Genomic DNA, 21,070 nt, shown 5'->3' with positions numbered 1-21,070 from the left:
TGAAGTTAACTATTCACTAATACAAGCAGGAAAAACATCAGAAACTACAGTAATAATAGGATTGCCTTATAGCGGAAAAAGCACATTTTTAAATGCTCTTGAAAACAACCTTAAGATTATCGAAAACGGTGAAGAATTTACATTTGATAAATTATTTGATTTTGACACACCGGAAATTAAGCATAAATATGAACCGGCTGTATATTACCCAAAAAAATTTGAAATTGCAGAAAAAGTATTTTGGGAATGCTCTAATGAGGTACCCGATACAGTTCAAGAGTTAATCAATGTATTTTTTATTAAAAAGCTAGTTCAAATGACCGATAAATTAAAATTTATCATAGTAGCAAAAGAAGAGACTGTAAAATCCCCTAGTATCTTTAACAGGATTATAGAAGACTTTAAAAATATTTTTCCTACAGAAGAACACAAAAAATTAAAAGGAAATGTTATATGTATAATAACACAACATAATAAAAATAATCATGAAAACATTATACCGATGTTACAAAATAGCATTGCTATTAACAAGGATATATTAGAATTTTCAGATATAAAATTTTTCCATAAGCCTACTTCTCAAAATGAGGAAATAAAGCTGACCCTAAAGCTAAAAGATCTAGAAGAGAGAGCAGGAGTGCAAAATCTAGAGATAAAGAAGCTAAGTTCATTTCTAGAGGCACAAGACAGTCTTATAGAAAATTTACATACACAAATACAGATAAATGTAGAATGTATAATTAATACTATCCAATCAATTTTTGAAGGCTTTAGTGTATATACACCTCTTAACTACTCAAAATTTTTAGATAATAACTATAAGGGTTATGTTAAACCATATTTACCAAGTTCTCCAATACAATATCCGGCTATAGAAAAAACTCCTTCTTGTTTTGAAGGATTAGCACCATTATCGGAATTTCAAGCTATCATATCAAACAAACAAGATAATAACCTCATAGTGGCAATATTTCAAATTTTAGACTCTATTGAGAAATTCACGGATAATAAGCCAGTTATTCAAGCTTACCGGTATGTGTTAGAGCTACAAATTAAAGAATTATCATTATTTGAAGAAATGTTATCTACAACATGGTCTCAATCCAATGATTGCTATAGTTCCCTAATTGAAATATGTGATTTATTCGTACAAAATAACTATCTATCTTCTATAAAAAATATAGAACCTAAAAACGATCAACTGGTGCAATATTATAAAGAAGCCATAAAGTGGTTAAATAAGTAAAAGTAACCAAAACTATAGCTTAGGCTGCTACTCTAAAATAGGCGATATATTGAGCGAAGAAGAAGATTATAACGGAGCTTTAGCTAATTATAATGCAGCTCTAACATGTAATGAAGAACTTAAAGAAATGTACAATAAAATCGGTGATATGCTATTTAACTTAGGACGTGAAGACTCAGCTATCATATTTTATAGAAAGAATAATAAATTAGACTCTATATTAAAATGTTATGACAGCCTTATTTATAAGGCTGAAAAGCCTATAAAATATGATTTATATATGGACCAAGGAAACGAACTTCGCTTTCAAAAACAACAGGAAGCAGATGCTGCAGAATCATATTTTAAAGCAGCTGGTGTTGTACGTGATCCTCAAAAACAACAAAATGCAATGCTTATGGCATACAATACTTTCTTAGGAAACTCAAATAATAACGCAATTCAACAAACAGATATTTTAGCACAACAAAGAAAGGAGTATTTTAAGGATATAATCGGCGATATTATTGATCTACATTCTTAATAGATCATTTATGCTTACTTTAGCTCTCGTAGTTTTATCGACTTGTTTTATGATGACCACACAATAAAGTCCAGGCTTACCCGCTTCCTTAGCAGGTAATACCCCAGGTACTATAACAGAATAAGCTGGAATTCTGCCGTAAATAATTTCACCTGTATCTCTGTATACTATTTTTGTAGAGCTACCGATAAACACCCCCATACTAATTACTGCTCCCTCCTCTACTATTACACCTTCTGCTATTTCCGATCTTGCACCGATAAAACAATTATCTTCAATGATAACAGGCTTTGCTTGCAACGGCTCAAGCACCCCACCTATTCCCGTGCCACCTGAAATATGGCAATTCTTGCCGATTTGGGCACATGAGCCGATAGTAGCCCATGTATCAATCATTGTTCCCTCATCTATATAAGCACCTATATTAATGAAAGAAGGCATAATTACGACATTTTTAGCTATATAAGTACCGGTTCTAACAACAGCTCCGGGAACTTTGCGTATAGCTGCTTTTTTGAATGTATTTTTCTCGATATCTGCAGAAAATTTAGGAGCAACTTTATCATACCAACTATTATAATTGTTATTATAAAGCTGCGATTCCGTAGTGATAAAATATAGCAATATAGCTTTCTTTACCCATTCATTAACTTGCCAACTATTTTCTTTCTTTTCACAAACACGAATTGTACCTTGATTTAAACTTTCTATAATATCATTAAGAGTGTTCTTTAATGTTATAAGCTTTGAAGCATCTTGAAGAAGTTTGTCCTTAATTTGCCAAGCTTCTTCAATTTCTTTAATAAGAGAGGACATATCTTTTAACTGTTTTATTGCCAAAAATAATAAATGAGATTATCATGAAAGTCAAACATAATAATTATAATTAACTATGTATATTACTTGCCCAAATTGCCAAACAAGATTTATTGTTACAAGCAATCAAATGGGTATTAACGGACGACGAGTAAAATGTTCCAAATGTAACCATTTGTGGTATCAAAAATTAGACTATAATACTAGTAAATTAAATGACTTTAAAGATAAAGTAAACACGGAAACTATTAAAACTCCTATTAAAAATCATTACAATGCTAATGTGCCGGTTATTTTACCGTATATTCCTCCTAAGAAAAAATATAATATATTTCCAATATTATGGACTAGCTTTATAGTTTTTTGTTTAGTGATATTACTAATAGATAGCTTTAAATTCTTAGGTAAATATGATCAATTAAAGATAGAGGAAATTAATTTAGGAAAATCTCGTCATATAGGTGGTATGAAGATATTTTATAAATTATCTAATGAGTCTGATTATTTAATTTCCGATCCTATAATCAAAGTTAGAGTAATGGATACTAATAATCAAGCTTTAGATGAATATGTATCAATTACAAAACTACAAACAAAAATCCCTGCAAAACAAGCAATACATCTAGAAATGAATATTGAAGGGATCCCTGTTACGGCAAAATATATTGATATTGTTATAGGTAATAGATTAGGGCTTTTATTTAAGTAATCAACGTTCCTACGCGGCTCTTAACACATAAAAATACTAATAATTTTAGTATTTTTATATTTATGGATACCGTGGTCAAGCCCTGTATTGTACGAACGTTGCCGTTGACCTGAGTATAAAGGCAATTGCTGTCATTCCTGCGAAGGCAGGAACCCAGTAAAACATATAAAAACAAGTTTTTATATGTTTGTTTTTATTAAATATGTAACCTATATTAAGGTTGTCCTGGATTCCTGCCTTCGCAGGAATGATAGCCTGAACGTTCATACAGTAGAGAGTCAAGCCACAGTATAACACGGAACGTGCTTTTCAATCCACGCAACGATGCCACGCGGGAATGACATAGGGGCTATGCAACAACGTCACTTAAAAATACCCATAAGCCGAAACTTATGGGTATTACAAGATATAATAATTTTTATTATCGTGTATTAGGAAACACCACAACTTGAGCTATTAGTATCACTTGATACCATATTAACAATATCTGGAGCTTTAAATAATATAATGATTGCAGTAACTACTACTAAAGCTACCTCCCACTGCAATTTTCCTCTTAATGTTTGAATTCCCAGAACAATTATACCGACAACAGCTATACCTTTTGCAGTATTGCCTCTGAATACTTTAATTAACTTACATAATGCATCACCTACAGGATCACCGACATTACTACCTAAGCTATCAAAAGCTACCATAATAATAGCCACGCTTAGAATAGTAAATAATATGCGTAATGATAGATTATAATCGATTAATTCTTCGTTTAATTTACGAATAGGAAAGTTCATATGTTTTTACCTCAATAAAATATTAGCATTTAAATAAGTAATGTATAATTTATTTATATATAAATCAACTCCTAAATATATGCAATTTTAATTAATATGCAAAAATATTTTAAAAACACTTATTTTAAGTAACATTATAATCACATATAGTATAATTTAACTTCCAAATATATAAACAAACGTAAATAAAAATAACCAAACCACGTCCACAAAATGCCAGTACCATGCAGCAAATTCAAACCCTAAATGTCCATTACCTTCTGTAGTAAAATCTCCTCTTTTTGCTCTAAAGTAGCAAACTATTAGAAATATAGTACCTATAATTACATGAGCTCCATGAAAACCCGTAGCTAAATAAAAATTAGAAGCATATATACCATCTGTAAATTTAAATGCCGCATGATAATATTCATATGCCTGCATAGTTGTAAAAAATATTCCAAGCAATATGGTAAGAGCAAGTGCAGTTACACAATCTTTTTGATTTTTTTCTTCTAAGGCGTAGTGAGCCCAAGTAACGGTAGTGCCTGATAAGAGTAGTATTAAAGTATTGATAAAAGGAATATCAAATGGATCAAAAGTTTTAATTGTAGGTGGAGGCCAAATTCCCTGTTTTACAACCCATACACCGTCTAAAAGACCTACGGGTGATAGACTTGATTTAAAAAAAGAAGCAAAAAATACACCAAAAAATACTATTTCCGTTAAGATAAATAACGCCATACCTATTTGTAAACCTTTTCTAACAGGGCTAGTATGCTGATGTTCGACTATTCCTTCTTTCACTACATCCCTCCACCAAGAATATAAACAGTAACCTACTGAAATAACTCCTGCAGATAAAATATATACATTAAATTTGTAGCCATGCATGAACGAGACACCGCCTATAACCAAAAGAAGTAAAGCAAAAGATGTTAGGACGGGCCAAGGGCTTGGGGCTACTATATGGAATAAGTGCGATTTAGTAATAGGATGTGAATTTAGACTCATATTTTATTTTATCATTTTCTAATTATACTTCGAGTAGATATACAAAGATCAACTTGGAAAAGAGCAAGGAGTCTGTAAGCCGAGGAGCGGAGCGTATAATCCGTGAGCATCAGAGGTCTTACAAAGACGACATAGCCAATTTTTCAAGTTCATCGAGTATATAAATAAATATAAATTATTATTGATGTAAAAGCAAATTCTAGAAGCAGATTATATAGAAAATATGCCTCGTAACTCAGAATTACATTATTTATTATTAATGACAACTAAAATCTCTTGATTCTTTATATTATTCAACTAATATAAAGACCGCTAATAATGTTTAAGCTCCATTGTTGCAAGACCAATCTGTCAAAACTTAATATTAAGTTATGCCCCAGGGGTCTATTATTATAAGTGAGTAAAATCATGAAGTATTAATGGAGGTTGTCGTCTTACAGCAACGGAGCTTAACCCCTGGCACCTTTATTTATTAATTTCTAGATTAGGTTTAGGCATAAATTAAATAAAGGAATTGTGAGTAGTATTAGCTATGTTTGATAAAAATAAAGATTTATTAATTCTAAAAAATACAAATGCAAAAAATAAAGAAAAAATTAAAAAAATTTTTCCTTTCATCACCGTTTCTAATAATATTATTAATGTTTTTTTATTATCTTCTTAATATCTTAGAAGTAAAATATTTCTAGATTTTTCAACTAATTAAGTTGTTAACTCTAAATTTTCTTACTTAAAATTATAGAGATATGACAAATTATCTTCACTATTTTACTAGTTATTTCTGCAAATATTGCCTCTGTACTATCATTCATTATAGCAATATTTTTATGTTCAATTTCATCAAGTCGAAATTTAATAATATTATTTAATAATTCCAACTCAACATTTTTATTTTCTAAATAATTTATTTGCTGTTCATAATGTTTTTCTATTACTTCTTCTACACTCTCGGTAACAAGCATCGCCGTTTTTATTCCCATCAAGGAAGATAAAATACCAAGTAAAAATCCGTAATGATGCCAAAAAAATAATAAAACCGTGGGTCTTACTTCTTTTTCCAGTAATTTTTTTTCAAAATAATTTAAATGGATCTCTTCGTGATCAAGCATTTCTTTAATCAATATATGATCATTTTGAGATTTAATATATTTTAGCTGCCCTTGATAAATTCTTTTTGCACCATACTCTCCGGCATGATTAACTCTAATTATCTCGTGAATTTGTTTGTCAGGGTCAGAAAAATCAGGTCTAGGCATAAATATACTCCTTTTGAAAGAAGTTTAAAATTAGGTAGACGAAGTTTAATTTGGAAAAGAGCAAGGCGTTTCATATTTTTTGACCGCAGCGTACATACTAGTGTGCGGATCAAAAAATATGAAACAATGACGCCAATTTTTCAAATTAAACGAGTATACTTTGGAATAAATCAAAACCGGCAGGATTTAATTTATAATCCACTTCCGCTTGCTGTAATAATTTTAAAGTCTCTAAACATTCAGTTAGGCTAAGGCCGTTTGCTATCTTCGTAAAATCATTAATATACTGATAGAAAATCGGTGGTGATAATGATTTTATTGCGAGTTCCAAACGCTCACCGTTTTTTACTTTCGACAAAACTATATATAAATTTAAATAATGCCTTATTAATGCTCTAATAATTAAAACTTCATTGATATTTTGTTTTTTTAATATATCAAGCTCTTGCAGAAAATTACTATAATCTTTTTTTGAAAAATACATTGCTAAATCACTGCCGTTTGCCGTAATTTCGCTACTTATAACTTCTAGAACGTCGTTTAAAGTAATTTCGCGTACGTCGTGAACAAAATATATCAATTTATTTATTTCGCTACAAATTAAATCATGATCACCTTTTAAATGAGCTTTTAAATAAGTGATAGCTTCTTTACTTATAATTTTATTAGTTTTTTCTACTTTACCTAAAATAATTCGTTCAATTTTTGCTTCATCGTCATGATAACAAGCAACTGCCGCTAAATATTCTTCTGTTTCAAAAAACTTTCTAACGCTCCCGCTTGAAGTAATTGCTTCACCTATAAATACAGGAAAATTTATATAATCACTGCTTAGAATTGTTTTTAAATTCTTATCGATTGAATTCCCGACCGATCTAATTTTAATTAATTCTTTTTGACCAAAAAAATTAGACGAATTAAGTAATATTTCTAAAGATGAAATATTAAGATCTGCGTATTCTATAGAAGTTTGTAGCATATTTAAGCTTTTTACTAAATGCTTACAAATTTTTCCTATATAACCTTTATCAGGACCATATAGTAAAAGAGCTCTAATCTTTCCGACTGTTATTAGCTCAAATAATCTACCTATTTGTGAAAAATAAAATTTCATAGCTTAACTATTTCCGTGTAAAATATAAAATTAATCTGCTACGAATTTCTTCTGCTGCTTGATATGCCAAATCTATTCCTGTTTCATCTCTTTCAACATTTGTTGCATATGGTGTAAAAATAGCATTATATGACGTGTTTTGGTAAAACTTCTCTTCAATTAAAACCTTTTGACTTTCTATATCAATTAATTTATATCTAACTAATTGATTAATATATTCCCTTAAAACATTGGAGTTTTTTTCAATAGTAGCAGGCATAGTTGTTGCGATAAGCTCTGCTTTAAGCAGGTATTTTGCTTTTGCTTTCTGAGGTAAAATACTAGTTAAATGATGATAAAACTCAGCTCTTTCAATTGTTCTAATCGGTTCAACTTCAATAACTTCTAAATCATTATTTCTACTGTATTTTTCACTATGTACCGGTTTTAAATTACAACTGCTCATTAGAAAGAATATAATTATTACAAATAAAGAACGCATATATAGATTAAGATTAGTTTTTTATATTAATAACAGTTTATTTCGATTTTGTGAAAGAAAATTATAATAATTAGCATTTATTAATATTTATATGTTAAATGTTGACATTAATAAGTGAGGCTTGTACTATTACCGCTTCAAAATAATTTTAAGGTATTAGATGTTAATTTTAAGTGTTCCAATAGAAATAAAAACAGCATTGGTAGAAATAAAAACAGCATTGGTAAAAATAAAAATATATTTTTGCTTCCTAAAAAAAGAAAAAGTAATTTTAACAAAATATAACTCAACAGAAAATATTGAAACACTCAAGGTAAATACAGATGAAGCTAAAACTGTAAAGATTACAAAAGAGGATTTAGAAAAATCTTTTGAGTTATATGAAGAAAAATTGGCAATATTAGCACAAAAACTATCATTACAAACATCAATTAGTTATGATGATTATAACCCTCAAACAGAGTATTACCCATTGATAGGAGAAGATGGAAGTATCAAGTATATTCCTACTACTGAATTATAATTTTTTAAGCTTAAAATACTTTATCAGTCAGTTTTACATACTTACCGTTTTTTATTAAAGAACTCTCTACATCCTCCTTGCAAATCTAATATTCTATGTTAAATTTACAAGGAAGAGAGCCGTTTTAAGTTAATAGTTTTAGTTTAAGCTTTTTAAAACTCATCATTATTTATTTTAGGATTAGTTTGCCCAACTACTGTTTTACATTCCAGATATTCTTCAAAATCTTTTTCCCAATTAGGTCGTACTTCTATAGGAGAACATTTTGAAGGGGTTATAGGAACATATTTTGGCGTTTTTATAAGAATTTGATCTATAACATTTCATTCATAATCTTGTAATATTTCTAGTATTTCTTTACTAGTATTATAACGTGATGGAGTAAGACCTGAAGCATCTTTTTTTGTTACTAAAGTAGGCTCTGCCTGTAATAGAATTTCAATAATTTCTTTATTACTAACCCCTGCAATTGCTGAATGTAATACCGATACACCCTGAAGAGTTGTAGAATCTATAGAGTCTCGATTTACTTTTAAGGTCTCTACTACTAACTCTTTTTTACCATGCTCAGCTGCTTCGTGTAATAAAGCATTGGGATTATTTTCAATAGATACCTTTAATGCACTATTAAAAATTGCTATACCGTCTTTTATTGTATCTTTAAATAATTGTTCTAACTCTTCTATATCACTCTTGACTGATGCGGATTTCATTGCTATATCTGAATCGAGCGAATTTGGACCTGGAGTTTTATATTTATCTAAATCTGATGTAGGTAAAGTAGACATTTTTTGCTTTCTCATTAATTCTCCTAAATTTATTAGTTGCCACTAAAACCTTTACAATATCATGGGCTTGTATGACTCTGATATCATTCTCGTAGAGGTGCCTAGACGTCAGTTTAAGGCTCGATGTCATTCCCGCATAGGCGGGGATCCAAGGTAAAGCGAGATAAATCGAGCTTTTCAAAAAATCTTTTAGATTAAGATTTTTTAGCCTGGATCCACGCAATAATGCCCGCTCGCAATGACAACCTTCAGTATCCATGCAGGAATATATAGTTGGCGAACGACATGAGCTAATTTGCAATTCTCCTAAAATTAAGATTATAAATTTAAGAATAATAACGCAACAAATCAAGTTGAATTATACCTTACTTAATTGATTAAGAATTGTTAATTTATCACAATGGATTAGTTACTGAAGTTTTATATTTTCCATATCCCAATCGTGAGAAATAGTATTATACTTTAATATATAAGGCTTAGTATCTATAGAATCTAGAGTTACATCGGCAATCATATCATCATGTGACGAGATAAGTTCATTATAACCGAAATTAGCATAATAAGGTTGATAATTTCTAAATCTAACCGTTATAAATTTCTCTTTAGTAATAGCAGGTAAGAATTTCACTAAATCGTCAAGATTACTTAATCCTAAATCTTTCATCTCAAAAATTTGTAATCTATAAACATTTTTATAATCTTTGGTAAAGAATGTCGGTATAGAGCTAAAGCTACTACCGGATTGAACGGAGGCTATACTTAAAGCTTTAAGCGGAATTCCTGATTTATTACTAAAATAATCATCGGCTTCAAAAAATACTGCACCGCCGAAATTTACCATTTTAGCGATTTTATTATTGTTCACATCATATAAATCTACTGCTTGTTCTAGCTTTTTTCCATCACGAAATATAGTAAGTTTAATAGCTATTCCTTTAAAATTATCCATTTCTTTATCAAATAATGCTAGATTGCCGCCGAGTTCCTTATCATTCACCGCCCAAACAATATCACCGGCTTTTAAAGATTTTTCAGCAGGCGATCCGGCTAGAACTGCCTTAACGCTTATCACTCTATTTCTATTATCAGAAAAATTCTTTATATATTTATCCATTTCTTCTTTAGGGAAATTATGATGTCTAACTGCTTTATTTAAAGAATATAACTCGCTTATTATTCCTATATGTTTTCTGCTTGGTTGTTTATTATTCTTTAAACTGTCTAAAGTGCGAGCTACATAATCACCGTGCAGTGCTAGAGAATGAGTTTTACCACCACCATATAATACTCCTATAGCCTCAATCTTATCATTTAATACCGGTGAACCGCTAGCACCGCCGGTACTATTTAGGTTAATAACATAAGTACATTGCGGCATTAAACCTTCAATATTATAAAGATCGGACAAATAACCGGTATGGAAAGAAAAGCCTTTTGCTTCCGTGTTACCGACTACAAAAACTTTTTGATTTAATTTTGGAAGCTCGTTTGAGAAAGCTATTTGTGTTGTCGATACCGGTATGTCTTTACTTTCTACTTTTAGAACGGCATAATCTTGCCAAATATCGTAATAGATAAGCTTTGCTTCTGCCTGCTCACCATTATAAAAAGTAACAAAATAAGTTCCGATAGACGCACCGCCGACAACATGAGTATTAGTAATTATATAACCGTTGTTCTTATCGTTAATAAATCCCGTTCCAGTCCAACTACTTGTATCATCGTACGCCGATACGGCAATTCTAGTATCGATCGTTACAATTGCTTTCTTCGCTTTTTCAAATATAACAGTGCTTGTTTCACTAGATGCTAAAACTATATTATTTAGGAAAATTAAATTAATAATAAATAAAAGTTTTAGCAACATCGGTAGTTTTTTCATTTTCACCTCTTGTAAAATCACTTAAGCCGCATTATATCAAATAAAAAGTCATAATAAAATAAAAAAAAGAAAACGAGGATTCTTATGGGAAAAGTAATAGGTATCGACCTTGGAACTACCAACTCTTGTGTTGCAGTAATGGAAGGGAAAGAGCCAAAAGTAATAGAAAATTCAGAAGGTGAGAGAACTACGCCGTCAATAATAGCTTTTGCAAACGGCGAAAAATTAGTCGGACAATCTGCTAAAAGACAAGCAGTAACTAACCCTCGCAATACTATATATGCGGTAAAGCGATTAATCGGTAGAAATTTTACCGATCCTATGGTTGCAAAAGATCAGGATATCGTGCCGTATAATATAGTTAAAGCCGATAACGGGGATGCATGGGTCAAAGCGGATAACAATAAATATTCACCAAGTCAAATTAGTGCTTTCATTTTACAAAAAATGAAAGAAACTGCCGAGAATTATTTAGGGGAGAAAGTAACACAAGCAGTAATAACCGTACCTGCTTATTTTAATGATGCACAGCGTCAAGCAACGAAAGATGCCGGTAAAATAGCAGGTCTTGAGGTCCTTAGAATAATTAACGAGCCGACTGCTGCAGCTCTTGCTTACGGTTTTGATAAATCGGCAAGTAAAACTATTGCAGTATATGATCTTGGCGGCGGAACGTTCGATATTTCAATTCTTGAAATCGGTGACGGTGTTTTTGAGGTAAAATCAACGAACGGTGATACATTCCTTGGCGGTGAAGATTTCGATACAAGAATATTAAACCATTTAATAGATGTATTCAAAAAAGAAAGCGGTATAGATCTACGTAACGATCCTTTAGCACTTCAGCGTTTGAAAGAAGCGGCGGAAAAAGCTAAGAAAGAGCTATCTTCTGCAGTAACTACCGATATTAATTTACCTTATATTACGGCTGATAGTAGCGGTCCAAAACATTTAAATATCAAATTTACTAGAGCGGAACTCGAAAAATTAGTAGACGATTTAATTGAAAAAACCATTGAGCCTTGCCGAAAAGCATTAAAAGATGCAGGCTTAAAAGCTTCAGATATTCAAGAAATAGTGTTAGTCGGCGGTATGACTAGAATGCCGAAAGTACAAGAAGCCGTAAAAAAATTCTTCGGACGTGAGCCGCATAAAGGCGTAAACCCTGATGAGGTTGTAGCTCTTGGTGCTGCTATCCAAGGCGGAGTACTTAATAAAGAAGTAACGGATATATTATTATTAGACGTTACGCCTCTATCTCTTGGTATTGAAACTCTTGGCGGCGTATTTACAAGATTAATCGATCGTAATACTACTATCCCTACTAAGAAAAGCCAAGTATTTTCCACTGCCGATGATAATCAGCATGCCGTAACTATTAGAGTGTTCCAAGGTGAACGTGAAATGGCCAAGGATAATAAATTACTCGGTCAGTTTAATCTTGAAGGCATACCTCCTTCACCGAGAGGAGTTCCACAAATAGAGGTAACATTTGATATTGACGTTAATGGAATAGTGCATGTTTCGGCTAAAGATAAAGCAAGCGGTAAGGAACAGAAAGTAACTATTCAAGCTTCCGGCGGTCTTAGCGATGCCGAAATCGAACAAATGGTTAAAGACGCCGAGCAGAATGCTGATGAAGACAAAAAGCGTAAAGAGCTTATTGAAGCGAAAAATGCTGCCGATAGTTTAGTTTATTCTACTGAAAAGACTCTTACAGAGTGTGGTGATAAATTATCATCAGAAGATAAAGGAACTGTTGAAGAAGCACTGGCCGCTTTAAAAGCCGTTCTTGAGTCGGAAGATGCTGCTTTGATTAAAGAAAAGACCGAAAGCTTAACTGCAGCTAGCATGAAAATCGGCGAAGCAATGTATAAAACACAAAACGAGAATCAGCCTTCTGAAGAAAGTGCCGCTAATGATGAAAAAATAGTAGATGCTGATTTTCAAGATGTAGAGAAGAAGTAACATACTGAATTTGTCATCCCGCGATCAAGTCGCGGGATCCAGTAAAATATATAAATGGATTCCTAAGATCCCGCGATCAAGTCGCGGGATGACAACCGTGTTTATAAATTAAATTATGTCACAAGATTATTACCAAATACTAGGTATTAGTAAAACAGCTAGTCAAGCTGATCTTAAAAAAGCTTACCATAAGCTAGCTAAACAATATCATCCCGATAATGCGGCGGCCGGAGATACGAATGCCGAGAAGAAATTTAAAGAAATCAATGCTGCTTATGATGTTTTAAAAGACGAACAAAAAAGAGCTGCTTATGACCGTTTTGGACACGATGCTTTTCAAAATCAACAATCACGAGGGGGAGAAGGAAATCATGGCGGTTTTCACCCCGATATCAATGATATATTCAGCGACTTCTTTAGCGACTTTATGGGAGGCAGCAGAAGATCATCACGCCCAACTTCAGCTAAAGTTAGAGGCTCGGATTTAAAATATGATCTGACAATTAACCTAGAGGAAGCATTTCACGGTATAGAAAAAAATATTAGCTTTTCTAGCGAAGTAAAATGCGATACTTGTCACGGTAGCGGTTCTGAAAAAGGTGAAACCATAACTACTTGCGATGCTTGCGGCGGTGTTGGAGCAACTAGAATTCAGCAAGGATTCTTTACGATTGAGCAAGCTTGTCATAAATGCCAAGGTAACGGACAAATTATAAAAAATCCTTGTAAAAAATGTCATGGCATGGGACGTTACCGTAAGCAACGAAATTTATCAGTAAATATTCCTGCTGGTGTTGAAAACGGTACTAGAATAAGACATATCGGAGAAGGGGAAGCAGGCATTAGAGGCGGTAATAGCGGTGATTTGTACGTTGATATAGCAATAAAACCACATGATATTTATAAAGTAGACGGAGCAAATCTACATTGTAAACTACCTATTAGTTTTGTGAATGCCGCTCTTGGAGGAGAGATGGAAGTACCAGTAATTGAAGGTGGAAAAATAAACTTAACAATTCCTGCAGGCACACAAAACGGTGATCAATTAAGGCTACGCAGCAAAGGTATGTCTAAAATGAGATCAACTATTAGGGGTGATATGCTTACACATATTCATGTTGAAGTACCTAAAAATTTATCTAAAAGACAACGTGAATTACTAGAAGAATTCAAAAAAGAGTCCATAAATGAAAAAGAAAATGACGGCAGCTTTTTTAATAAAATGAAAAGCTTATGGTCATGAATATAAGCCTCGTCATTGCGAGCGACTAAAAGGAGCGTGGCAATCCAGAAAAATAATAACGACTTACTTGATTCAGTCAAAAATCATCTTCCGAGCCATGCTAAGGATATTTATCGCAAAGCTTTTAATCATGCATTTGAACAATATAAGGATGCCGATAAAAGACGTGGAAATAACTCTAGAGAGACAGTTGCACATACAGTAGCATGGTCAGCCGTAGAACAAAATACCATAAAAATGATAAAGAACACTGGGTAGAGAAATAAGTCCAAAAAATAGACCTATTCCTTCTAGGGGTAATTTATACGTCGATCCGGTACTTGAATCCTCACGTTACTTACGTGTACGCTGTGGTTCGAAGTTAAGTGTCTTCGGAGGGATTCCTACCTAAATCCTCATTTCTGAATAGGTCTAATTTATAAGTTTATGAGATTTTAAATTGAATCCTTGAAATTCTGTAAGCTTATATGTATATTTAGGTATTAACTGAACTTAAGTTCTTATGAAATTAGCAAAATTATTGAGTCCCCTTTTAGTTATAGGGTTAGTTTTCAGCGGATGCAAAAGCAAAAAAAACAGTGATGACATAGTAGTTCCTATCCCTACCCTTTATAATGAAGGTATTACCTTATTGGAAAAGAAAAAATATAAGAAAGCTGCGGAAGAATTCGGAAGAGTATTTTACCAACATCCAGGTAATGAAATGACGCCGCAAGCCGAATTGATGCAGGCTTATTCTTTATTCCTCGCCGCTCAATATGAAGAAGCGGTTGATGTGCTTGATATGTTCATTAATTTGCACCCTGCAAATGTTGACATTGCTTATGCATATTACCTTAAAGCATTATCATATTATATGTTAATTTCAGACGTAAATCATGATCAATCTAGAACTTTCCTAGCTAAAGATAGTTTTGAAGACGTAATAGCAAAATTCCCAAATACTAAATATGCTATTGATTCATCTTTAAAAATCGACCTAGTAAACGATCATTTAGCAGGTAAAGAGATGATAGTAGGTCGGTTTTACTTAAAGAAAAAGAACCCAATGGCAGCAATTAACAGATTTGAAGAAGTAATTGATAATTATCAAACTACTTCTCACTCGGTAGAAGCTCTTTACCGTTTAGCCGAAAGCTATATGATGCTTGGGCTGCCGGATGAAGCAAAAAAATATGCCTCGGTACTAGGTTATAACTATCCTGATAGTCAATGGTATAGTTATGCGTATAGGCTAGTTCAGAACCACTAAAATTAAGCAGCATATGTTCTGCAGTTTCTCAGTTAAAAACTTCATTCTGATAGATGAGCTGGAAATTGAGTTTAATAAAGGTTTATGCGTTATTACTGGTGAAACAGGAGCCGGTAAATCTATTTTACTTGATGCGATTTTGTTTTGCCTAGGTTATAAAACTTCAAATAATATAATAAAGCGTGGAAAAGATTACGCTGTTGTTAATATAATATTCTCTTTAAATGAAGAAATAAAAAATTTTCTGATCCAAAATTTTATTGAGCCTGAAGAGTTATTGCTTGTAAAGTGTCTGCAAAAAGCCGAAGGACGAAAAAAATTTTTCATTAATAATCAAGTGGTTACTAAAGCTCTTATGCAGCAATTAGCTACTTATTTATTTGAGCTTCATGGACAAAATAATAATATTTCTCTTCTAGAAGCAAATACGCAGCGTGATATTTTAGACAGTTACGGAAATCTTTTGGACTTTCGAGCCGAACTTTCTAAATGTTATCAGACTTGGCAAGATACTAGAAAAGAAATTGCCGAAATAACACTTAAACACAATTCTATAGAGCAGGAAATTGATTATTTGAGCTTTACAACGGAAGAATTAACTAAGCTGAACATTCAAATAGGTGAAGAAGAAAAATTAGCAAATATCAGAAAAGATTTGCAAAATAAAGATAAGGATTTACAGCTAATAAAAGATATTCTAGAACAAATTAATAACCCCGAAATAAATACATCGATTAATAGAGCAGAGAAATTATTAGCAAGGCAAGGCGACAATGAGCGTTTTGAAGCTATCGTTACAAGTTTAGAGGAGGCCTATAATAATCTAGAAGAAGCACGCCAAGAATTATCAAATCTGTTAGATAGTTTTAATTATGAGGAATATAATCTTGAAGAAACAGAAGAAAGATTATTTTTAATAAAAGCTATTAGCCGTAGATATAATGTTCCCGCTGATGAATTAGGTGTATTTTTAGATAAATCTTTAGAGCAGCGCGGTATATTAAAAAACAAAATAGCAAATAGCAATGAGTTAAAAGCTCAAGAAGTACTATTACAGAAAAAATATTATGAACTAGCGAGCTATTTATCCGCAAAGCGTCTTATTGCTGCAAAACACTTAGAAGAATCGTTGCATCAGGAGCTAAAACAGCTTAAAATGGCGAAAGCAATTTTTGGGATTGAGATAACTGCTAAAAAAGAACCGACCGCCGGCAGCAATGACGATATTGTGTTTAAAGCTTCTACTAACCCGGGAACGGCAGCGGAAGCAATTAATAAAATCGCTTCCAGCGGTGAATTATCAAGGTTCATGTTAGCTTTAAAAACTTCTTTGTTTGATAAAATGGTAAAACCGTCTATTATATTTGATGAAATAGATGTCGGGATTGGCGGAGAGGTTGCAGATAAAGTAGGTGAGCGATTAAAAAAGCTTAGCTCAGTTACGCAGATAATAGTTATTACTCACCAGCCGCCAAGTAGCAGGTAAAGCGGATTTGCATATAAAAATTGAGAAAACGCAGCTAGAAAAAGAAACAAAAATAACGGTAAAAGCCTTAAATTTAGATGAAAGACAAGAGGAACTCGCCCGCATGATTTCAGGTAAAACAATCACCAAGGCTAGTTTAAAAGCAGCAAAAGAGTTATTGCACTGTCATCCCGTGGACAAGCCACGGGATGACAATAGGGAAAAATTATGAACAACAACTATACAAAATTAGAAAACGAGTCTCTGGCCATCTCTCATTTTAATAATATTTTGAGCATATTATACTGGGATGTTGCTGTAAATATGCCTATAGGTTCAGGAGAAAGTCGCAGCAACGAAATAGTAACTTTAACGTCGCTTGTTCATTCTATGCTCAAATCTCCTATGCTAAAAGAGTTACTTAGCAAGGCAAAAGAAGAATCAAAGAACCTTAATGAATGGCAAAATGCTAATATTAGAAAGATTGAGAGAAAAATAACAGATACAAATTGTATTGACGAGCAGCTACAAAAGAAATTGGTAGCCACTACTACTAAAGCCGAATTTGTTTGGCGAGAAGCAAGAAAAAATAACGACTATAATTTATTCAAACCACACTTACAAAAAATTTTAGATTATACGAAGAAGTTGGTAAAGTACGAGCAGATGTTTTTAATTGCGGATTATACGACTCATTAATAGATATATTTGATCCAAGCAGAAAAAGTAGTGAGATCAGCGAAGTTTTTTCAGTACTTAAAAGAGAAATCTCGGTTCGTTAAAAAATTCAGCCGATTTATTAAAAAGTGCTAGCGGTGAGGGGAAAATTAACCCTGAGGTGTATATAAGATATTTAGAAGGGTAAGTATTTATAGTAATAAAATCGTCATTGCGAGGAGCATAGCGACGCGACAATCCAGAAGAAAATTATAAAAATGCTAATTTATAGCATTTTTAGCTGGATTGCTTCGTCAATTACTATGCAATTTCCTCGCGATGACGTTAATCAAACAATACAAACAACAATATGGAAGAATATTTAAAAAAAACAGGTTATTTATTTGGTGGGAATGCTGTTTTTGTTGAAGAACTATATAGACAATATCTAACAAACCCCGCTTCAGTTGATCAAACTTGGCAAGGTTTTTTTGCCGAAATTAAGGATAATAATACTTTACTCAATAAAAGTACGGCTAAAGTAATTATCCCAGATGAAACAAAAAAAGAACCGTTAAATAATAATCTATCTTCAGAAGGCTTAAATAGTAGACATCTTTCCAAACCAGCTTATAGAGAGGAATTTAAAGGAGACACGGAACGCAGCACCACAGCGTACACACTAGTACGTGAGGATGCGAGTACCGGATCGACGTATAAATTCCCTCTAGAAGCGAAACTTGGAAAGATGTCTAGTTTAAAAGCTAAAGAGATGATACATGCTTATCGCAAGCATGCTCATTATTTAGCAAATCTTGATCCGCTTAGTCTTGAGATACGCAAAACAAAAAATGATTTAAAGCTTAATATAGAAACTTTTGGTCTTGATAGCGGTCAGCTAGAAGAAAATATCAATATTACGGATGAATTTGTCGGCACTTGGAACTGTAAATTATCTGAATTAGTTACCAAGCTCGATAAAGTTTATACGGGTTCTATAGGTGTAGAGTTTGAGCAAATAGAAAATGTAGAAGAAAAAAACTGGTTATATAATAAGCTAGAAAGCAAAGTTACATTTTCTTCTGAAGACAAAAGAACTATCCTAAATGATTTAGTAGAAGTAGAAGGGTTTGAGCAGTATCTACATACTAAATTTCCTGGAGCTAAGCGTTTTTCCATTGAGGGCGGAGATGCTTCTATAGTCGCCATGAGTAAAGCTATAGATTTATCTATGCATCAGGGCGTCTCAGAAATCGTTATCGGTATGGCACATCGAGGGAGATTAAACACTCTGACTAAAGTAGTCGGTAAGCCATATAAAGCCGTTATTGCGGGCTTCATAAGCGGCAGCGTATTTCCTGATGAGCTAAATGTTTCAGGCGATGTAAAATACCATTTAGGCTATTCGTCCGATAGAACTATAGAGGATAAGAAAATATATTTATCGCTTGCCGATAATCCATCGCATTTAGAGGCAGTAAATCCTATAGTTGCAGGGAAAGTAAGAGCAAAGCAAGATATTCTTGGAGATACTAAACGCAGCAAAGTTAAGGCTATTTTAGTGCATGGTGACGCTGCTTTTTGCGGTCAAGGCGTAGTTGCCGAGAGTCTATCAATGTCACCTTTAGCTGCTTATGATATTGGCGGAATATTGCATTTCGTAATTAATAATCAGCTAGGTTTTACGGCTAATGCTAAGGATACTAGAGCTAGTAGATATTCTACGGAGTTTGCTAAAATAATAGCTGCTCCGATTTTACACGTTAACGGTGATGACATAGAAGCAGTGTTAAAAGCAACTAATATTGCGGTAGAATACAGGCAGAAATTCGGTAAGGATATTGTAGTAGAAATTATTTGTTACCGTAAATACGGGCATAATGAGGGCGATGAGCCAATGTATACGCAAGGCAAGATGTATAACATTATTAAAAGCAAACCAACCCCTGGAAATATTTACGCAAATGAGTTAGTAAAAAGCGGTATAATTGATAATAATTATTTTGCTAAGTTAAAAGAAGAATTTAAAGCAAAGCTAGATAAGGAATATGAGCAGGCAAAAAGTTATAAGCAAGAAGCACATTTCTTAGGCGGGTTATGGCAAGGCATTTCTCGTACTCGTACACAAGCTGCAATAACGGGCGTCGGTAAAAAAACATTACAAGATTTAGGAACTAAACTATATGAAATACCGAAAGATTTTGCCGTTAATTCAAAACTTGTGAAATTATTTGAAGCTCGAAAAGCTACTCTGACTAGAGATCAGCCTATTGATTGGGCAACGGCAGAGCAGCTAGCTTTTGCAAGCTTGCTTGCTTCAGGCACAAATATAAGGCTAACTGGACAAGATTCGGGACGCGGTACTTTCTCGCACCGTCATTCAGTATTGCACAACCAAATTGATGATACTACCTATATACCTCTAAATAATTTATCTAAAGAACAAGCAAAATACGAGGTAGCCGATAGTAATTTATCTGAATATGCGGTGCTTGGTTTTGAGTATGGTTATTCGTTAGTAAATCCAAAAAATTTAGTTTTATGGGAAGCACAATTCGGTGATTTTGCTAATGGAGCTCAGATTATTTTTGACCAGTTTATTTCAAGCAGCGAAACTAAATGGCTTCGTATGAGCGGGCTTGTGGTTTTGTTACCTCATGCATTTGAGGGGCAAGGACCGGAGCATAGCTCGGCAAGACTTGAGAGGTTCTTGCAGCTAGCGGCTGAGGATAATATGTATGTTACATATCCAACTACTCCTGCTTCTATTTTTCATCTGCTACGTCGCCAAATACTTGATGATACCCGCAAACCGTTAATCGTAATGTCGCCAAAATCATTATTACGTCATAAACATGCCGTATCTAAACTCGATGAGCTAGGAGAAAACACTACTTTCTTGCCGGTTTTAGATGAAGTAACTAAAGTAGATACAAACAATATTACTAAAGTAATTTTATGTAGCGGCAAGATATATTATGATCTATTTGAAATGCGTGGCAATAATAGTAATATAGTAATTGTCAGGCTTGAGCAATTATATCCTTTTGAAAAAAAGGTTGTAGCATCACTATTAAAAAAATATAATAGGACGCAGGAATTTATTTGGTGTCAGGAAGAACCAAAGAATATGGGAGCTTGGCGTTATATAGTTTCTCACTTAAACGATGCTTTAAAAGAAGCCGGAATTAATAATGAATTTAAATATGTAGGTAGAGAAGAATCAGCTTCTCCGGCAGTAGGTTCGCTGCAAGCACATAATCAACAGCAGGAGAAGCTATTAAGGGAAGCATTGGGAGTATGATTCTTAGGGGGTATTGCCTAAGAATCGTCATTGCGAGCGACTGAAAGGAGCGTGGCAAT

General features: G+C 33.1%; 18 protein-coding genes and 3 pseudogenes. 13 read left to right on the top strand and 8 right to left on the bottom strand.

Features of this window, described 5'->3' with window-relative positions:
- Positions 1-316 precede the first annotated feature (316 nt).
- The 3 genes and pseudogenes from AB1146_RS04200 to AB1146_RS04190 all read left to right on the top strand — a co-directional run bounded on the left by AB1146_RS04200 (position 317) and on the right by AB1146_RS04190 (position 1,769).
- Positions 317-542: pseudogene (locus tag AB1146_RS04200) on the top strand (hypothetical protein).
- Between the two features lie 95 nt (positions 543-637).
- Positions 638-1,246 (top strand): hypothetical protein, encoded by a 609-nt coding sequence (locus AB1146_RS04195; RefSeq protein WP_332252560.1) that lies wholly within the window; start codon positions 638-640, stop codon positions 1,244-1,246.
- A 49-nt stretch (positions 1,247-1,295) separates the two neighbouring features.
- The gene (locus AB1146_RS04190; RefSeq protein ID WP_010423676.1) at positions 1,296-1,769 is read left to right on the top strand and encodes a hypothetical protein; all 474 of its coding nucleotides are present in this window, start codon (positions 1,296-1,298) and stop codon (positions 1,767-1,769) included.
- Here the strand turns inward: AB1146_RS04190 and dapD are convergent.
- Positions 1,758-2,585: a 2,3,4,5-tetrahydropyridine-2,6-dicarboxylate N-succinyltransferase gene (gene dapD, locus AB1146_RS04185; RefSeq protein ID WP_010423677.1), complete on the bottom strand. Its 828-nt coding sequence runs from the start codon at positions 2,583-2,585 to the stop codon at positions 1,758-1,760. The two genes, AB1146_RS04190 and dapD, sit on opposite strands and share 12 nt — an antisense overlap.
- A 76-nt stretch (positions 2,586-2,661) precedes the next feature.
- Between dapD and AB1146_RS04180 the strand changes: the two genes are divergently transcribed.
- Positions 2,662-3,294 (top strand): MJ0042-type zinc finger domain-containing protein, encoded by a 633-nt coding sequence (locus AB1146_RS04180; RefSeq protein WP_010423678.1) that lies wholly within the window; start codon positions 2,662-2,664, stop codon positions 3,292-3,294.
- Positions 3,295-3,725: 431 nt separating this feature from the next.
- Here AB1146_RS04180 and AB1146_RS04175 read toward each other — a convergent pair whose 3' ends face one another.
- Positions 3,726-4,085, bottom strand: coding sequence for a TrbC/VirB2 family protein (locus tag AB1146_RS04175; RefSeq protein ID WP_010423681.1), 360 nt, complete (start codon positions 4,083-4,085; stop codon positions 3,726-3,728).
- Between the two features lie 156 nt (positions 4,086-4,241).
- The gene (locus AB1146_RS04170; RefSeq protein ID WP_010423683.1) at positions 4,242-5,078 is read right to left on the bottom strand and encodes a cytochrome c oxidase subunit 3; all 837 of its coding nucleotides are present in this window, start codon (positions 5,076-5,078) and stop codon (positions 4,242-4,244) included.
- 532 nt (positions 5,079-5,610) lie between these two features.
- Here AB1146_RS04170 and AB1146_RS04160 point away from each other — a divergent pair.
- A complete protein-coding gene (locus AB1146_RS04160; protein WP_355403558.1) occupies positions 5,611-5,742 on the top strand; it encodes a hypothetical protein in 132 nt (43 codons plus the stop codon).
- A 52-nt stretch (positions 5,743-5,794) separates the two neighbouring features.
- On the opposite strand, the gene AB1146_RS04155 is transcribed toward AB1146_RS04160, so the two are convergent.
- The 3 genes from AB1146_RS04155 to AB1146_RS04145 form a co-directional block, all read right to left on the bottom strand.
- Complete coding sequence (locus AB1146_RS04155; RefSeq protein WP_010423689.1) at positions 5,795-6,334, bottom strand: demethoxyubiquinone hydroxylase family protein; 540 nt, start codon at positions 6,332-6,334, stop codon at positions 5,795-5,797.
- Positions 6,335-6,479: 145 nt separating this feature from the next.
- Positions 6,480-7,448 carry a DNA polymerase III subunit delta gene (gene holA / locus AB1146_RS04150; protein WP_010423691.1) on the bottom strand — a complete coding sequence of 323 codons (969 nt, stop codon included), beginning with the start codon at positions 7,446-7,448 and terminating at the stop codon, positions 6,480-6,482.
- 7 nt (positions 7,449-7,455) lie between these two features.
- Complete coding sequence (locus AB1146_RS04145; RefSeq protein WP_010423693.1) at positions 7,456-7,929, bottom strand: hypothetical protein; 474 nt, start codon at positions 7,927-7,929, stop codon at positions 7,456-7,458.
- A gap of 160 nt (positions 7,930-8,089) precedes the next feature.
- Here AB1146_RS04145 and AB1146_RS04140 point away from each other — a divergent pair, with 160 nt between their 5' ends.
- Positions 8,090-8,452, top strand: coding sequence for a hypothetical protein (locus tag AB1146_RS04140; protein ID WP_010423694.1), 363 nt, complete (start codon positions 8,090-8,092; stop codon positions 8,450-8,452).
- Between the two features lie 323 nt (positions 8,453-8,775).
- On the opposite strand, the gene AB1146_RS04135 is transcribed toward AB1146_RS04140, so the two are convergent.
- Positions 8,776-9,255 (bottom strand): ankyrin repeat domain-containing protein, encoded by a 480-nt coding sequence (locus AB1146_RS04135; protein WP_010423696.1) that lies wholly within the window; start codon positions 9,253-9,255, stop codon positions 8,776-8,778.
- 394 nt (positions 9,256-9,649) lie between these two features.
- The gene (locus AB1146_RS04130; RefSeq protein ID WP_029374841.1) at positions 9,650-11,143 is read right to left on the bottom strand and encodes a S1C family serine protease; all 1,494 of its coding nucleotides are present in this window, start codon (positions 11,141-11,143) and stop codon (positions 9,650-9,652) included.
- A gap of 63 nt (positions 11,144-11,206) precedes the next feature.
- Between AB1146_RS04130 and dnaK the strand changes: the two genes are divergently transcribed.
- The 7 genes and pseudogenes from dnaK (at position 11,207) to AB1146_RS04095 (ending at position 21,011) form a co-directional block, all read left to right on the top strand.
- Positions 11,207-13,090, top strand: a complete 1,884-nt coding sequence (dnaK, locus tag AB1146_RS04125; protein ID WP_010423699.1) for a molecular chaperone DnaK — start codon at positions 11,207-11,209, stop codon at positions 13,088-13,090.
- 115 nt (positions 13,091-13,205) lie between these two features.
- A complete protein-coding gene (gene dnaJ / locus AB1146_RS04120; protein WP_010423700.1) occupies positions 13,206-14,333 on the top strand; it encodes a molecular chaperone DnaJ in 1,128 nt (375 codons plus the stop codon).
- Between the two features lie 36 nt (positions 14,334-14,369).
- Complete coding sequence (locus tag AB1146_RS04115; RefSeq protein ID WP_010423701.1) at positions 14,370-14,591, top strand: ChaB family protein; 222 nt, start codon at positions 14,370-14,372, stop codon at positions 14,589-14,591.
- A gap of 244 nt (positions 14,592-14,835) precedes the next feature.
- Positions 14,836-15,585, top strand: coding sequence for an outer membrane protein assembly factor BamD (locus AB1146_RS04110; RefSeq protein WP_010423704.1), 750 nt, complete (start codon positions 14,836-14,838; stop codon positions 15,583-15,585).
- A gap of 13 nt (positions 15,586-15,598) precedes the next feature.
- Positions 15,599-17,282, top strand: a pseudogene (gene recN, locus AB1146_RS04105) (DNA repair protein RecN).
- Positions 17,279-17,820, top strand: a pseudogene (locus AB1146_RS04100) (carboxypeptidase M32); the annotation flags it as partial. The pseudogenes recN and AB1146_RS04100, both read left to right, overlap by 4 nt.
- A gap of 257 nt (positions 17,821-18,077) precedes the next feature.
- Positions 18,078-21,011, top strand: a complete 2,934-nt coding sequence (locus AB1146_RS04095) for a 2-oxoglutarate dehydrogenase E1 component (RefSeq protein ID WP_010423711.1) — start codon at positions 18,078-18,080, stop codon at positions 21,009-21,011.
- Positions 21,012-21,070: the final 59 nt, after the last annotated feature.

This window comes from Rickettsia helvetica, assembly GCF_963970025.1.
GTDB classification, from domain to species: Bacteria; Pseudomonadota; Alphaproteobacteria; order Rickettsiales; family Rickettsiaceae; genus Rickettsia; species Rickettsia helvetica.
The sequence above is the reverse complement of the archived record's forward strand: the minus strand, read 5'-3'. Positions and strand labels throughout refer to the sequence as shown.